The 14,974-nt window shown below is 39.2% G+C and carries 16 protein-coding genes; 6 read left to right on the top strand and 10 right to left on the bottom strand.

What is annotated here, in order from left to right; translation table 11 throughout:
- The 4 genes from LS48_RS08700 to trmB all read right to left on the bottom strand — a co-directional run bounded on the left by LS48_RS08700 (position 1) and on the right by trmB (position 2,945).
- Positions 1-1,140 carry an Mrp/NBP35 family ATP-binding protein gene (locus LS48_RS08700; RefSeq protein WP_062622039.1) on the bottom strand — a complete coding sequence of 380 codons (1,140 nt, stop codon included), beginning with the start codon at positions 1,138-1,140 and terminating at the stop codon, positions 1-3.
- Positions 1,141-1,279: 139 nt separating this feature from the next.
- The gene (locus LS48_RS08705; protein ID WP_062622041.1) at positions 1,280-1,603 is read right to left on the bottom strand and encodes an MGMT family protein; all 324 of its coding nucleotides are present in this window, start codon (positions 1,601-1,603) and stop codon (positions 1,280-1,282) included.
- A gap of 2 nt (positions 1,604-1,605) precedes the next feature.
- The gene (locus LS48_RS08710) at positions 1,606-2,232 is read right to left on the bottom strand and encodes a LysE family translocator (RefSeq protein WP_062622043.1); all 627 of its coding nucleotides are present in this window, start codon (positions 2,230-2,232) and stop codon (positions 1,606-1,608) included.
- Between the two features lie 38 nt (positions 2,233-2,270).
- Positions 2,271-2,945: a tRNA (guanosine(46)-N7)-methyltransferase TrmB gene (trmB, locus tag LS48_RS08715; protein ID WP_062622045.1), complete on the bottom strand. Its 675-nt coding sequence runs from the start codon at positions 2,943-2,945 to the stop codon at positions 2,271-2,273.
- A 12-nt stretch (positions 2,946-2,957) separates the two neighbouring features.
- Between trmB and LS48_RS08720 the strand changes: the two genes are divergently transcribed.
- Complete coding sequence (locus LS48_RS08720) at positions 2,958-4,079, top strand: glycosyltransferase (protein ID WP_317038837.1); 1,122 nt, start codon at positions 2,958-2,960, stop codon at positions 4,077-4,079.
- Here the strand turns inward: LS48_RS08720 and LS48_RS08725 are convergent.
- Both LS48_RS08725 and LS48_RS08730 read right to left on the bottom strand, forming a co-directional pair.
- Entirely contained in the window at positions 4,053-5,090 is a 1,038-nt protein-coding gene (locus tag LS48_RS08725) for a sensor histidine kinase (RefSeq protein WP_062622047.1), read from the bottom strand. The two genes, LS48_RS08720 and LS48_RS08725, sit on opposite strands and share 27 nt — an antisense overlap.
- 92 nt (positions 5,091-5,182) lie before the next feature.
- Complete coding sequence (locus tag LS48_RS08730) at positions 5,183-5,863, bottom strand: response regulator transcription factor (protein WP_062622049.1); 681 nt, start codon at positions 5,861-5,863, stop codon at positions 5,183-5,185.
- A gap of 290 nt (positions 5,864-6,153) precedes the next feature.
- Here LS48_RS08730 and LS48_RS15105 point away from each other — a divergent pair, with 290 nt between their 5' ends.
- On the top strand, positions 6,154-7,089 hold the full coding sequence (locus LS48_RS15105; protein ID WP_062622051.1) for a T9SS type A sorting domain-containing protein: 936 nt from the start codon (positions 6,154-6,156) through the stop codon (positions 7,087-7,089).
- Between the two features lie 85 nt (positions 7,090-7,174).
- A complete protein-coding gene (locus LS48_RS08740) occupies positions 7,175-8,152 on the top strand; it encodes a LuxE/PaaK family acyltransferase (RefSeq protein ID WP_062622135.1) in 978 nt (325 codons plus the stop codon).
- Between the two features lie 165 nt (positions 8,153-8,317).
- Here the strand turns inward: LS48_RS08740 and tyrS are convergent, their stop codons facing one another.
- Complete coding sequence (tyrS, locus tag LS48_RS08745) at positions 8,318-9,616, bottom strand: tyrosine--tRNA ligase (protein ID WP_062622054.1); 1,299 nt, start codon at positions 9,614-9,616, stop codon at positions 8,318-8,320.
- A gap of 198 nt (positions 9,617-9,814) precedes the next feature.
- Between tyrS and LS48_RS08750 the strand changes: the two genes are divergently transcribed.
- Positions 9,815-10,819, top strand: a complete 1,005-nt coding sequence (locus tag LS48_RS08750) for an NAD-dependent epimerase/dehydratase family protein (protein ID WP_062622056.1) — start codon at positions 9,815-9,817, stop codon at positions 10,817-10,819.
- Here LS48_RS08750 and LS48_RS08755 read toward each other — a convergent pair.
- From LS48_RS08755 to LS48_RS08765, 3 genes are all read right to left on the bottom strand, one after another.
- A complete protein-coding gene (locus LS48_RS08755) occupies positions 10,816-11,247 on the bottom strand; it encodes a DUF4296 domain-containing protein (RefSeq protein ID WP_062622058.1) in 432 nt (143 codons plus the stop codon). The genes LS48_RS08750 and LS48_RS08755 overlap by 4 nt on opposite strands.
- Complete coding sequence (locus LS48_RS08760) at positions 11,247-12,587, bottom strand: dihydroorotase (protein WP_062622137.1); 1,341 nt, start codon at positions 12,585-12,587, stop codon at positions 11,247-11,249. Before LS48_RS08760 ends, LS48_RS08755 begins: the two co-directional genes overlap by 1 nt.
- A gap of 70 nt (positions 12,588-12,657) precedes the next feature.
- Positions 12,658-13,407, bottom strand: coding sequence for a polyprenol monophosphomannose synthase (locus LS48_RS08765; RefSeq protein ID WP_062622060.1), 750 nt, complete (start codon positions 13,405-13,407; stop codon positions 12,658-12,660).
- A gap of 115 nt (positions 13,408-13,522) precedes the next feature.
- Here LS48_RS08765 and LS48_RS08770 point away from each other — a divergent pair, with 115 nt between their 5' ends.
- Positions 13,523-14,176: a DUF4271 domain-containing protein gene (locus tag LS48_RS08770; protein ID WP_076692448.1), complete on the top strand. Its 654-nt coding sequence runs from the start codon at positions 13,523-13,525 to the stop codon at positions 14,174-14,176.
- A gap of 32 nt (positions 14,177-14,208) precedes the next feature.
- Positions 14,209-14,958, top strand: coding sequence for a uroporphyrinogen-III synthase (locus LS48_RS08775; protein WP_045081330.1), 750 nt, complete (start codon positions 14,209-14,211; stop codon positions 14,956-14,958).
- Positions 14,959-14,974: the final 16 nt, after the last annotated feature.

A 14,974-nucleotide genomic window follows, 5' to 3' on the forward strand; every position in this document is an offset into this window, starting at 1 on the left:
TTATTTTTTTACGGCGCTGCAACCTGCCATTGTTGTAATTTTTATTGCTTCGGTTGCTGGAAGATTTTCGTTTCTTCGTACGGTTTCTTCAACAACGTTTTTGGTGATAGCTTCAAATGCTTCCTCAATTGGGGTCGCGGTTTGCAGTGCCGCTGGTCTGCCCGCATCACCTGCTTCTCGGATGCTTTGCACCAAAGGAACTTCCCCTAAAAATGGTACTTCCAAATCTTCAGCCAAATGCTTAGCGCCCTCTTTTCCAAATATATAATATTTATTTTCAGGAAGTTCGGCAGGAATGAAATAAGACATGTTTTCAATAATACCCAAAACAGGGACGTCAATATTTTCTTGACGGAACATCGCCACTCCTTTTCGAGCATCGGCCAGAGCGACGGTTTGTGGCGTACTTACTACAACAGCACCCGTGATTGGCAATGACTGCATAATGCTCAAATGAATATCTCCAGTTCCGGGCGGAAGGTCAATCAACATAAAGTCCAACTCACCCCAGGCGGCATCAAAAATAAGTTGGTTTAAGGCTTTGGCTGCCATTGGTCCACGCCAAATTACGGCTTGGTCTGGCTGGGTGAAAAAGCCAATGGAAAGTACTTTTATTCCGTAGTTTTCAACTGGTTTCATCTTACTCTTTCCGCCAACGTTTACCGAAAGTGGTTTTTCCATTGCCACATCGAACATTATAGGAATGGAAGGCCCATAAATATCTGCGTCCAAAATACCGACTTTGAAACCCATTTTGGAAAGTGTAACCGCCAAATTTGCCGTTACTGTTGATTTGCCAACGCCTCCTTTACCCGAAGCCACAGCAATTATATTTTGCACTCCTGGAATTGGTTTTCCTTTTATTAAGTTAGGATTTTGTGGTTTTGCGGGTGCCTCAACCTTAATGTTTACTTGCACCTTAGCATTTACATCCACTTTTTCGTGAATGGTCTTAATAATATCTGCCTCGGCACGTTTCTTTATGTGAAGTGCCGGTGTGGATAGTTTTAGGTCCACGATAATTTCATCTGCAAAGGTCACTACATTTTGCACTGCACCGCTCTCTACCATATTTTTTCCTTCGCCAGAAACAGTAATATTTTCAAGGGCCTGAAGGATATCTTGTTTTGAAATGCTCATTTTTTATTTGTAATATTTAGATTCATTCTAAAGTGCAAATATACTAAAATAAGTTGGCAGTATTCAGTGGCAGTTTACAGTAAAGTTTTATTGAAATTATTTCCTATTATTTTTAAATTTTATAAAAATTAGGAAATAGTCAAAGCTCCTTATTAGGATCCCAAAAATGTCTTTCAAAATTTTGGATTTTATTGTCTACCACTTGTATTCCTTCACTTTCCAAAAGTTGCTGCATCAAATTTGTGCCTTGAAAATGATGTTTTCCCGTCAGCAGTCCATTTCTATTTACAACGCGATGTGCAGGAACGTCTTTTTTTACACTTCCGTTCATTGCCCAACCAACCATTCTGGCACTTCCGGCTGCTCCCAGATAGTTTGCGATTGCACCATAGGATGTTACCCTTCCGTAAGGGATTAATTTAGCCACTTGATAGACTTTTTCAAAAAAACCTTCATTAGCCATTTTTAAATCTGTCTTAAAATTTTGAAGAATGTAATTATGGAAATAACCGCAGTAACCAGCCCTATAACATAATTCATATTTAATTTCAGCTTTTGCGAATCCTCTTTTGCCCTAAAAAACTGAACATATAGCGCAAGACTTGCAAAAGTGCCAACTCCCGAAGCGATTACCGCCAACAAGAGTTGCGGTTGGGAGAATGAAAAAGCCCCAAATGCCGAAAATGTGATGCTGAGATACATCCAATAAGGTAATGGCAACAGGTTTAGCATTGCAATAAATATACCTAGAAAGAAACGGTTTCTTTTGGAGTTTTCACCGTGGTTACGAATTTCGCGGCGGGTGTCCTTTGCAATAAATATAAAATAGATTGTAAGACTTATAAAAATGCCTAGAGCTACTTTTTGTAGCATACTTACAATTTCGGGATGTTTGCCAATATATCTAGCAAAAATAAGCGCTATATACGTTTGTAACATTACCGTAATACACACACCCACTGAAAAAAGAAGACCCCTCTTCCTGCCTTCCCTCATACTTATCTTGGCTGCATACATATTGATTAAGCCTGGTGGAAGCACGCCTATAAATGACCCAAAAAAACCAATAAGCAAGTTGTAAAATATTGTCATTTAGGGCGGTTGTTTTTGTGAATATACTGAATTTATAACTAACGGAACTTAAACCGAATGTAAGTAATCTTTTTGCCTATTTCCAGATATTGCTGTTCATAAAAAGTTTTAATGTTCGTTACAGCTTCTGGGGCTCCTTGGCTTCCATACACATCGTGATGTGCGTATTCAATTTCTTCTTCCAAACCATGAAGTAGCCCGAGGGTATAGCCGTGCATAAATTCGCTATCGGTCTTTAGATGGACTACGCCACTGGGCTTCAATATTTTTTTATATTTCCGAAGAAAATCTTGATTGGTCAATCGGTGTTTGGTGCGCTTGTATTTAATCTGTGGGTCTGGAAAGGTAATCCAGATTTCGTCTACTTCGTTTTCGTCGAAAACATGATCTACCAATTCAATCTGTGTTCGTAAAAAACCAACGTTGTGCAATCTTTTTTCCAATGCAGTTTTTGCACCTTTCCAAAAACGGGCGCCTTTTATATCTATACCCAAGAAGTTTACGTCGGGATTTGTTTTGGCAAGATTTACTGAATATTCGCCCTTTCCGCATCCCAATTCCAAAACCAATGGGTTTTCGTTTTTAAAAAATTCCTTTCGCCAATTTCCCTTCAGTTTTAAGCTATTGCCCAATACTTCCTCGCGTGAGGGTTGCACAACGTTTGAAAAAGTTTCATTGTCCCTAAAGCGTTTCAATTTATTTTTACTTCCCAAAATTTTAAATTTTTGGTAAAATTAAGGAAATATAATGCCGCAGCAATTATTGCTACCTTTGTTTTTATGCCGAAAAAAAAGACAATACTGGTTGCTCCATTGCATTGGGGGTTGGGCCACGCCACCCGCTGCATACCCATAATTCGGCTTTTGCTGGAGCATAACTTTAGTGTTTTATTGGCTTCAGACGGGGCTGCGTTGTTATTGTTGCAAAAAGAATTCCCCCATTTGGAAACCGTGGTGCTCCCTTCTTACAATATTACATATCCCAAAAAGGGGAACTTTTTTAAATGGAAAATTCTTTTAAAATTTCCGCAGATAAAAAAGACCATGGCTGCAGAAAATAGATTGGTCAATCAACTTGTAAAGGATGGAAAGATTCAAGGCATTATTAGCGATAACCGATTTGGGGTCAGAAGTAGTGATATTCCCTCGGTTTTTATAACACATCAATTGAATGTTTTAACCGGAAGCACTTCTTTTTTCACTAGCAAAATGCATCAAAAAATTATAAAAAAGTTTGATGCTTGCTGGGTACCGGACGTGGATGATGTGGTTATGAACCTCAGCGGAAAATTAGGCCACCTTAAAAAAGAACCGTTCCCCATTCAGTACATTGGGGTTTTGAGCCGCCTGGAGAAAAAAGAACTTCCCAAAGCGATAGACGTTTTGTTATTACTTTCTGGACCAGAACCTCAGCGCACCTTATTTGAGAAAAAATTGAAAAATGTTTTTAAAGGAAGTGAAAAGAAAATTCTATTAGTTCGTGGTTTGGTTGAAAAAACTCAGGTATGGGATAGTTTTGAAAACATTGACATGGTAAATTTTATGCAAAGCAAAGAATTGGAAGAGACCATTAATAAAAGTGAAATAGTTGTTTCCCGCTCTGGATATACAACGATTATGGATTTGGCATTACTTGAGAAAAAAGTATTTTTAGTGCCCACACCGGGTCAATATGAGCAAGAATATCTGGCAAAGCGCCTAAAGAGTTTAGGGATTGCCCCTTCATGTAAACAAGAAAATTTTAAACTGAAAAAACTAAATAAGGTGGCAGTTTATAAGGGATTGAAAACTTTATCCCAACAATCGGTAAATTACACTGAATTATTTTCCCTTTTCGAGGGTAAATGAAAACTCGGAGCCAATAGCCAGTTGGCTTTCCACATAAATTTTTTCATTGTGGGCTTCCACAATATGCTTCACTATGGAAAGGCCGAGCCCACTCCCACCTTCTTTTCGAGAACCACTTTTATCTACGCGATAAAAACGTTCAAATATACGCGGAAGGTTTTCTTTTGAAATGCCTTCGCCGTTGTCTGTTACACGTATTAAAAATTTATTTTTTGCAAGGCTTTCAACACCCACCTCTGTAGTTCCGTCCTGTTTGCCGTATTTTAGGGAATTTACAACAAGGTTTGTTAGCACCTGTTCTATACGCTCTTTGTCGGCATTTACAATTATTTCATCTAAATATTCTTTATCAAAAACAAGTGAAATGTTCTTCTTTGCCGCTTTCATCTCAAGCAGATCAAAAACATTCTGCACCATAGTGAGAATATTGAAGTTTTCTTTGTTAAGAATAAGGCCACCTACTTCCAATTTGGTTATCATATCCAAATCCTTGATAATATAAATGAGTCTTTCTACACCTTTATTGGCGCGTTGCAGATATTTTTTACGCACTTTTTTGTCTTTCATTGCACCGTCCAAGAGGGTAAGTATATATCCTTGAACGGTGAAGAGGGGGGTTTTGAGTTCGTGCGATATATTCCCCATAAATTCCTTTCGGTAGTTTTCGCGAATATTTAAGGTTTCTATCTCAAGTTTTTTGTCTTGGGCAAATCGTTCCACTTCCCGGGTAAGCACCTCCATATCTGTCGTGACAGATGGTTTGGGTAAACTTTCTTCATTTAGCAGTCTAACATCTTCGTATATTTTCTTTATTCGGGTGTAAATAAATTTTTCTACACGATATTGAAGTATGAAAAACGAAAGTATAAAGGAAAAAAGAAAAAAAAGTAGCAACCAAAAGAATACAATCTCTAAAACTGCGTATAAAAAAATTGCCATTGCCAGGGTAGAGAAAACGGCAATTAACAAAGATGTAGAGGCCGCAAAATTATATTTTTTGGAAAATTTCATCTGCTTTAATACTTTTTTAAGGTCAGATGGAACATCTTACTTGCACCTGTAAATAAATTATTGACACGTTAAACTTAGATGTTTCATTTCCGCTAAACTACAAACTTATAACCAACTCCTTTTACTGTTTTAAATTTATCGTCGCCTATTTTTTCACGAAGTTTTCTTATGTGGACATCAATGGTACGCCCACCAACGATTACTTCATTGCCCCAGATTGAATCAAGAATATCTTCTCGCTTAAATACTTTTCCGGGTTTGGATGCTAAGAGTGTCAATAATTCAAATTCTTTTCTTGGCAGGACCATTTCCTTTTTGCCCAATATAATTTTGTATTCCTCACGGTTTATAGTCAGGTTTCCGAGCTTTATTTTTTCATCCTCCTCTTCTTCTTTGAATCTTCGTAACAGGGCCTTTACTTTGCTTACCAATACTTTTGGCTTAATGGGTTTTGTGATGTAATCATCTGCACCAGCCTCAAACCCTGCCATTTGTGAGTAGTCTTCGCCCCTAGCAGTTAAAAATGTAATCACTGTTTCGGATAGTTCGGGGATGTTCCTGATTTTTTCACACGCTTCAATACCATCCATTTTGGGCATCATTACATCCATGATAATCAATTGTGGCCTTACATTTTTTGCTTGTTCTATTGCTTCAAGTCCATTTTCTGCTGTTTCGACTGTATAACCTTCGGAAGTAAGATTGTACCTAATTATTTCAAGAATATCCGGTTCATCATCAACCAACAAAATTGTAATATCCCTTTTTTTCATCTGTATAAACTATTTATCAAATTAAAATACCGGCTGTTTTTATCTTTAACAATGCTTCACTGATTGGCGAGTATTTCATTTTTTAACGTTTCAAAGATACCATTATTTAACCTGAGCTCAAGTTTAGCACGCTTATTGTTAACCATTATATAACGTTACGGTAACATCAAAGGTTATGCGATTATAATTCCGAGGTTATCATTTCGTTAAAATAAGAATTTCATTTAAAATCAATCTTTTAAACCTAAAACATTTATTTATCTTTGCACAATAATTTTAAAAAAACTCTAATGAAAAAAATTACATTACTTGCGGCTCTTTTTGTAGGTGCCGTTTCTTTTGCCCAAGTTGCGGGAACCAGTTTTGAAGAGCCAGCACTTTTTCCTGGCCAATATACAGATACTGGCGACCCAAACACAGCACATGATTTAATAAACAATACAGATGAACCATTAGTAGATTACACAAGTACAGGTGGCGAATTAGGCTATAATGCTACTTACGCTCCTTATGACACACCAGATGTTGGACTTACTGATGGCGATTTTGTGGGTGTTACAGATTTTGCTCCTACTGGATCAGATCCTTATACCGATGGAGATCAAGGCTATCAAATAAGTGATGTTGATGGTAACTATACCTTAACTTTTGATGCGGTTGACCTTACAGGAGTAGCAACTCCAGCTATTAGCTTGGATTATTTTATTTCTGAAACTGGATATGAAGGGGACGGAACTTTAAATGAGTCAGGTTCTGATAGATTACGAATTTATGTTAGGGATTTAACCAACAGTACCGAAATTGATATCTTGAATACTGAAGGAAACGATATAAACGATCTAAGCATTGAAGGTTCCTGGATTACTGGAAATGCAGTTTTAACCTCAAACACAACCGTGCAGTTGGTTATAGAAGCTAGAACAAATGCAAGTGCAGAAGCTTTCTTTTTTGACAACATCATTTTTTCTGGTACTTTAGGGACAAACACACAATCTGAGTCTCAATTTGCAGTTTATCCAAACCCTGCAAGCAAAGGTTATGTGAACATTACTTCAAAAGTTGCCGGCGCTAAGAATGTATCTATCTTTGACGTACTAGGTAAGCAGGTTGTTAAAACTACACTTATTGGTGATAGATTAGACATTTCAAAATTGAACAGTGGTGTTTATATCGTGAAAATTGAGCAAGGAAAAACTTCAACTACCAAGAAATTGGTTGTTAAGTAATCCATTTTAAAATTTTTTTTAGAGCTCCTGTTTCGGCAGGAGCTTTTTTATTTACCTACTTTTGAAAAGATTTTATTGATTGGTAATTATGCTCGAAAAGGAAATTTTTAACATCAAATCCGAAGCGGAATTTCAGCGACTTGCTATTGAAGTGTTCCGTTTCCAGTATGCAAATGTTCGCGTTTATCGCAATTTCTGCGACCTTTTGAATACGAAAATTTCCAAAGTAAAAACAATTGCGGACATACCCTTTTTACCCATTCAATTTTTTAAAAGCCATAAGATACTGGCCGAAAATAGTGTAGAGGAAACGGTCTTTACCAGTAGTGGCACAACCGGCAGTATAAACAGCAGGCATTACGTTTCCGACCTCGGGTTATACGAAACCAGTTTTTTGAAAGCTTTTGAAAGCAACTACGGCAAAACCGAAAATTTTGCAATCCTCGCATTGCTCCCTTCTTATTTGGAGCGCGAAGGGTCGTCACTTATTTATATGGTTGAAAAGCTGATTGAAAAAAGCAACAACCCCCACAGTGGCTTTTATTTATATGAAATGAACGCGCTCATTGAAAAGCTGGACGTTTTGGAAAAAAGCGGGCAAAAAACCTTACTTATAGGAGTGTCTTATGCCCTGCTCGATTTAATTGAAAAAAGAAAATTTCAGCTGAAAAACACCATTGTGATGGAAACCGGCGGCATGAAAGGTCGAAGAAGGGAGATGATAAAGGAGGAACTGCACGGAATTTTAAAAGAAGGTTTTGGTGTAGCCAAAATACACAGCGAATATGGAATGACCGAACTCCTTTCGCAAGCCTATTCCAATGGGGATGGAATCTTTAATTGCCCGCCCTGGATGAAAATCATGACCCGCGATACGGAAGACGCGCTCGCCTATATGATGGGCAGGACGGGCGGCATAAACGTTATCGATTTGGCCAACCTTTATTCCTGCGCCTTCATTGCGACGCAGGATTTGGGAAAAACATTTCCCGATGGCTCCTTTGAGGTTTTGGGGCGGTTTGACAGCAGCGACATCAGAGGGTGCAATCTCATGGTTTTTTAAACAAATATTTAACACAGTTGGCTGAAATTCAGTGTAAGTATTTGTGTAATCTCACGACCAAACCATTGTGAAAAACTGATGATTTTTCATAATTTGGTTGGTTAGTTAATTGAGAAATCCCCGTGCAAGCTTTGCCGGGGATTTTTTTATTCAAAGGATTTTCAACTAAACGGCCTTTATAATAAAGTAATTCTTCTTTCCGCGCTGCAACAATACGAACTGTCCGTTAATCAAATCACTTTCAGAAACCGTGAAGTTCTCTTGTACTTTTTCCTTATTTACCGAAATTGAATTTTCCTTCAAAGCACGACGGGCCTCACTGTTTGATTTTAAAAATCCAGTCTTTTCAGATAAAGCGCCAATAATATCAATTCCACTTTTAAGTTCCTCTTTTGAAATTTCGGCTTGCGGTACGCCTTCAAAAACATCGAGAAAGGTTTTTTCGTCCAGCGTTTTTAAATCTTCGGAAGTAGAATTTCCAAATAATATCTCGGATGCTTTTACGGCTTTCTCAAATTCTTCGGCACTGTGTACCGTGGTGGTTACTTCCTGCGCCAAGCGTTTTTGAAGCAGGCGCATGTGCGGCGCCTCTCTATGCGCAATAATTAAATCGTCGATGGTTTCTTTATCCAAAAACGTAAAAATCTTGATGTATTTTTCGGCATCCTCGTCAGTTGAGTTCAGCCAGTATTGGTAAAATTTATAGGGTGAAGTTTTACTCGCATCCAGCCATACGTTGCCTCCCTCACTTTTTCCAAACTTACTGCCGTCACTTTTTGTTATCAGTGGGCACGTTAAAGCATAGCCCTTTGTGCCGTCCATTCTTCGTAGAAGTTCAGTGCCGGTAGTAATATTTCCCCATTGATCGCTACCGCCCATTTGGAGGGTGCAGTTTAGGTTTCTGTTTAAGTGGACAAAGTCGTAGCCTTGGATCAATTGGTATGTAAATTCCGTGAATGAGAGCCCGTCGGCACTCTCGCCGCTCAACCTAGTTTTTACGGAATCCTTGGCCATCATATAATTTACGGTTATGTGCTTCCCTACATTTCGAATAAAATCCAGAAACGAAAATTCCTTGATCCAATCGTAATTGTTTACCAGCACGGCCTGGTTTTCGGCGCCGGAGGAAAAATTCAAAAATTGGGAAAGTTGGTTTTTTACACATTCCTGATTGTGGCGCAGGGTGACTTCGTCCAGGAGGTTTCTTTCACTATTTTTCATGGACGGATCGCCGATCATTCCCGTGGCCCCGCCAACCAATGCCACCGGCTTGTGGCCGCAGCGCTGATAGAACGACAAAAGCATTATAGGCACCAAATTGCCGATGTGAAGCGAATCTGCCGTAGGGTCAAACCCCACATAGGCCGACCGCATGGTTTCCATAAGGTGTGCTTCGGTATCGGGCATCACATCGTGTATCATGCCGCGCCATTGTAGTTCTTCAACGAAATTTTTCAGCTTCATTTTTATAAAATTTCTGCAAAGATAGGGTTCTCATTTCAGATTGAGGAATTCAAAATTCAAAATTCAAGGTTTAGGATTGAGGCTTCTTTAGGTGTTTATCAAGTATTCAATATTATTTATCGGGTCTCTACCCGTTTTCAGTTTCGATTTCGTTACGATAGCTATAGAAATCGATTTCAAAAAGATTATTTTCGCTGTATGATATTAGTAACCGGCGGCACAGGCTTGGTAGGTTCGCACCTATTGTATTTTCTGTTGAAGGAAAACGGGAATGTGCGCGCTATTCACAGAAAGGATAGCGACGTAGCTGCCGTAAAGAAAGTTTTTGCGCTTTATACTGCGGAAGTGGATTCACTCTATAACAAGATAGAATGGGTAGAAGCAAATATTACCGATATTCCCGCCCTTACGGAAGCTTTTAAAGGCATTACGGAAGTTTACCACTGTGCGGCATTTATAAATTTTGACCCTTCAAAATACAAAATACTCAAAAAGGCCAATGTGGAAGGCACGGCAAATGTGGTGAACCTCTGCTTGGCGAATTCCATAAAAAAAATCTGTTATGTGAGTTCTGTTGCCACTTTGGGCAGCAATTTGAAGGGCGAATTAATTTCCGAAGAAACGCCGTGGAATGCCGACGAAAAAAATAATGTTTACGCCATTACAAAGTACGGCGCCGAAATGGAGGTTTGGCGCGGCACCCAGGAAGGACTGGATGCCGTAATCGTAAATCCAGGCATCATTCTCGGCACATCCCCGGATGGAGGTGGCAGTGGAATAATTATTTCACTGGGCAAAAGCGGTATTCCTTTTTATCCTTCGGGAGCCATGGGCATTGTGGATGTGGTGGATGTAGCAAAGGCTATGGTACAGTTGATGCGTTCTAATATAAAAAACGAACAATTTGTTTTAGTGGGAGAAAATTTGAGCTATAAGGAATTGCTTTCCAAATTGGCGCCCTTGTTCGGAAAGAAGCCACCAACCAAAAAACTGCCAAAGCAACTGATGTATTTTTTAAGCAGTATGGATTGGCTCTCCAACAAACTTTTCGGCACAAAAAGAAGACTTGTAAAGGCTACGGTACGTTCTATGTTTATAAAATCCAGATACGATTCCCAAAAAATAAAAAATGCAATTGGCTTTCAATTTACCCCAACGGAACAAACCTTGAAACGCATTGCGAAAGAAAACAAAAAACCTTAGATTAAACTATCCCTTTTAGGTTCAGCAATTATCCTTTCTTTATTCTGCTGTGATTCTACGCTATCTTTACGCTTTCTGTCCATATTGCGTATGCTATCCAATTTTTTCTCCATTGCAACCAGTCGGGCCTCGACTTTTTGAAATATATCCAGATACATATTTATATCTGCAGCATAATAATCATTGCTTTTTGCGAATTGTACGCTGTCCACTTCAAATTTTTTGAAAATCAACGAATCTACCTTGATTCCCTTGTCAATAATAGCCTGATTGTTTACGCTGCGGGCGGCGTTTGCCAGATAGGCCTCGGTAAGCACATCTACCATCTTTTCTTTGGAAATAAGATTTTTTGGCTTCTCCGGCCGCTCTACATTTTGGCAGCCTAAAATGCTTAAAATCAATACAAAGATGAGAATCCAATGTTTCATTATCTGTTAAAGGTAAGGCGTTCGGGATTGCTTTTGTTTGGGAACTTTGAATTTTCATAAACCACTACTCCGTTCACCAAGGTATGCGTAACCCGCGATTTGAAGATTGTTCCCTCAAATGGCGACCAACCGCATTTGTAAAGCAGGTTTTCCTTTTTAACGGTCCAGGGAGAATTGAGATCGACCAAAACCAAGTCTGCCTTGTACCCTTTGCGAATATATCCACGGTCCTTTATCTGAAAGAGGATTGCAGGATTGTGTGCAAATTTTTCAACTATTTTTTCCAATGAAATTTTCCCTCTGTGGTGCATTTCCAAAAGCGCCACGAGCGCATGTTGCACCAGCGGTCCGCCCGAGGGGGCATTTAGATATTTATTGTTCTTCTCTTCCAGGCTATGCGGCGCGTGGTCGGTAGCTATTACGTCTATTCGGTCGTCCAGCAATGCTTTTAGCAACCCGTCCCTGTCTTTTTCGGTTTTTACCGCAGGGTTCCATTTTATTTTGGAGCCCTTGGTTTTGTAATCTTCTTCAGTAAACCACAAATGGTGAATACACACTTCGGCAGTAATTTTCTTTTCCGCCAGCGGTTTTTTATTGCTGAAAAGATGCGTTTCCTTTTCCGTGGAAAGGTGAAAAACGTGGAGTCGCGCCCCTGTTTTTTGGGCCAGTTTTATTGCATTTGACGATGAAATATAACATGCCTCCTCGCTCCGAATTTTTGGGTGGAGTTCTATTGGAATGTCCTCGCCATATTCCGCTTTATACTTTTCAAGATTATTTTTTATAGTTGTTTCATCCTCGCAGTGTGCGGAAATGAGCAACTTGGTTTTGCTGAAAATTTCTTCCAAAATTTTTGGGTCGTCCACCAACATATTTCCTGTGGAAGAGCCCAAAAACAATTTTAATCCGGCTACTTTTTGGGGATCTACTTTTAAAATTTCATCCAAATTATCATTGGTCCCGCCAAACATAAAGGAATAATTGGCCCACGAAGTTTTGGCGGCAATATCAAATTTTTCTTCCAGCAGTTCAATGGTCGTGGCCTGCGGCACGGTATTTGGCATCTCGATAAAAGAAGTAATCCCCCCCGCCACGGCAGCTTTCGATTCGGTTTCAATGGTGGCTTTGTGGGTCAGTCCCGGCTCGCGAAAATGTACTTGGTCGTCAATCATTCCCGGCAGCAGATAGCTTCCATCGGCATCAATCACCTTGGTATCGGCAGATTTTGCGCTAATGGTTTCGGAAATTTCGGCAATACGACCATCCTGCACCAGCACATCGCCCTTTATGATTTTACCTTCGTTTACAATATTTGCGTTTTTAATTAAAACTGCTTTCATTTGGTTTTTATATACTTCTTTTAAAGACAATTCAGAATATTTTATTCAATATTCCCCGCTTTATAAAAAATTAGTGAAAAGATGTTTTATTAAATCTTTTCTTATTAAATACACTTTTAAATTTCATTGCAATTACTCCAAAAATAGCTTCGGAAATAATACCCGAACTCATTTTTGACTCGCCTTTGGTACGGTCGGTAAAAATTACCGGCACTTCCTTTATCTTGAATTCGCTCAAGTAGGCCTTAAATTTCATTTCAATCTGAAATGCGTAGCCCACAAAACGAATGTTGTCCAAGTTTATTTTCTCCAGCACGCGTCTTCGGTAACAAATAAATCCGGCGGTGGTATCGTAAATATCGATTCCCATCACAAACTGCACATATTTTGAAGCCAACCACGACATCAGCACGCGGCTCATAGGCCAGTTTACCACATTTACGCCCTTTACATAACGTGAGCCTATGGCTACATCGTTCCCTTCTTTGTGGCAGGCGTTGAAAAGCCTTATCAGGTCGTTGGGGTTGTGTGAAAAATCGGCGTCCATTTCAAAAATGTAGTCGTAGCCGTGCTGCAATGCCCACTTAAATCCTGCTATATAGGCCGTTCCCAGACCGGTTTTTTCGGCTCTTTTCAGCAAAAAAAGTTTTTCGGGATAGGTTTTGAAATTTTCCTCAACCACAGTCGCCGTGCCGTCCGGCGAATTGTCGTCCACCACCAAAACGTGAAATTCACGCTGTAATGAAAAAACCGTACGCAGCAGCCGCTCTATATTTTCAATTTCATTGTAGGTTGGCACCACCACTACCGCCTTGGACATACTGCAATTTTAGCGCAAATGTACCGTTTTTTGAAGAAATAAATGTGAAGTAAATTCTAATTGAGTCCTAAAAAAGGAAAATTATTTTACAGTACCTTTACCGGAAAAATTGAAGGTGGATTTCAGCGAAAGACTTATTGCGCCTACTGACTTTGCAACCTATTTGTTGGCAGCATGCTTCATTCTCTATGCCCTGGCCAAATATTTTTACCCCAAACGCTTCCACGAATTTTCCATGTTGCCGATTACCAATCAGTACTTTTTTGTTCACGGCAAAAATGACGAATTGAACCATCCTTTTAACATCATGCTGTTCGCGGCACAGATACTATGCGTTTCCATTTTTGTCTTTTTGCTTTTTAAGGTTTTTAACCCTTCGGAAATAGAAGGCAATGAATGGTTGTTTCTTCAAATTTGTACGGCCTACAGTGTTTTTGTACTCATAAAATTTTCTTTGGAAAAAATTGTCGCAAATATTTTTTCGATGGATGCCCTTATCAACAATTATCTGTACCAAAAATTGAGTTATCGCAACTTTTTGGGAATTTTGTTCTTTGCGGGCAATCTTTTTTTCCTTTATGTATATCCGCCCACCGCAATAGGCTTGATCATTTTTGGCGGATGTTTGTTGGCCCTAAACGTTATTGCGCTGCTTTACAGCTACAAGAAAAACGGAAAATTGATATTAGGCAATTTCTTCTATTTTATTTTGTATCTTTGCGCACTTGAAATTTCCCCTTATATTATTCTTTATAAAAGCTTTGTATAAGGTATATTATTCTAAAAAAATCAGGACTATCTATGAAAGTGAAAACTATTTTGGTTTCCCAGCCCGAGCCTAAAATTGAAAACTCTCCTTACTTCGATTTGATCGAAAAGCAAAAGGTAAAAATAGATTTTCGGCCTTTCATACACGTAGAAGGCGTGTCTGGTAAAGATGTCCGGGCCCAAAAGGTTGATCTCAATAAATATACTGCTATTATTCTTACAAGCCGAAACTCTGTGGACCATTATTTCAGAATCGCAGAAGAGCTACGCTTTAAGGTGCCGGACACGATGAAGTATTTCTGCTTGAGCGAGGCCGTAGCCTACTACCTCCAAAAATATGTGGTTTACAGAAAGCGCAAGATTTATGTGGGAAAAAGAACTTTTTCTGAACTTGCGCCACTCATAAAAAAATATAAAAACGAGAAATTCCTACTTCCCTCTTCTGATAAATTGAAGCCTGAAGTTCCCGAAGTACTCAACGAACTGAAGGTGGATTGGAAAGAAGCCACTTTTTACAAGACCGTAATCAGCGATCTTTCAGATCTGCGCGATGTGTATTATGATATCTTGGTGTTTTTCAGCCCCAGCGGAATACAGTCGCTTTTGGAGAACTTTCCAGATTTCAAACAGAACGAAACGCGCATCGCGGTTTTTGGAAATACTACCGTAAAAGCCGCCACCGAGGTAGGCCTACGTGTAGATATACAAGCCCCAACCCCCGAAACGCCTTCTATGACGATGGCTTTGGAAAAGTACATTAAAGAGGTTAACAACAAAAAATAAGCTCGATTTAATTGCA

This window comes from Aequorivita aquimaris (genome assembly GCF_001573155.1).
Lineage (GTDB): Bacteria > Bacteroidota > Bacteroidia > Flavobacteriales > Flavobacteriaceae > Aequorivita > Aequorivita aquimaris.

Excerpts from the sequence above, each read along its gene's own strand:
- LS48_RS08700 (WP_062622039.1), bottom strand. The coding sequence starts at position 1,140 with ATGAGCATTTCAAAACAAGATATCCTTCAGGCCCTTGAAAATATTACT.
- LS48_RS08705 (WP_062622041.1), bottom strand. The coding sequence starts at position 1,603 with ATGGCTAATGAAGGTTTTTTTGAAAAAGTCTATCAAGTGGCTAAATTA.
- LS48_RS08710 (WP_062622043.1), bottom strand. The coding sequence starts at position 2,232 with ATGACAATATTTTACAACTTGCTTATTGGTTTTTTTGGGTCATTTATA.
- LS48_RS08725 (WP_062622047.1), bottom strand. The coding sequence starts at position 5,090 with ATGAAATTTTCCAAAAAATATAATTTTGCGGCCTCTACATCTTTGTTA.
- LS48_RS08730 (WP_062622049.1), bottom strand. The coding sequence starts at position 5,863 with ATGAAAAAAAGGGATATTACAATTTTGTTGGTTGATGATGAACCGGAT.
- LS48_RS15105 (WP_062622051.1), top strand. The coding sequence starts at position 6,154 with ATGAAAAAAATTACATTACTTGCGGCTCTTTTTGTAGGTGCCGTTTCT.
- tyrS (WP_062622054.1), bottom strand. The coding sequence starts at position 9,616 with ATGAAGCTGAAAAATTTCGTTGAAGAACTACAATGGCGCGGCATGATA.
- LS48_RS08750 (WP_062622056.1), top strand. The coding sequence starts at position 9,815 with ATGATATTAGTAACCGGCGGCACAGGCTTGGTAGGTTCGCACCTATTG.
- LS48_RS08755 (WP_062622058.1), bottom strand. The coding sequence starts at position 11,247 with ATGAAACATTGGATTCTCATCTTTGTATTGATTTTAAGCATTTTAGGC.
- LS48_RS08760 (WP_062622137.1), bottom strand. The coding sequence starts at position 12,587 with ATGAAAGCAGTTTTAATTAAAAACGCAAATATTGTAAACGAAGGTAAA.
- LS48_RS08765 (WP_062622060.1), bottom strand. The coding sequence starts at position 13,407 with ATGTCCAAGGCGGTAGTGGTGGTGCCAACCTACAATGAAATTGAAAAT.
- LS48_RS08775 (WP_045081330.1), top strand. The coding sequence starts at position 14,209 with ATGAAAGTGAAAACTATTTTGGTTTCCCAGCCCGAGCCTAAAATTGAA.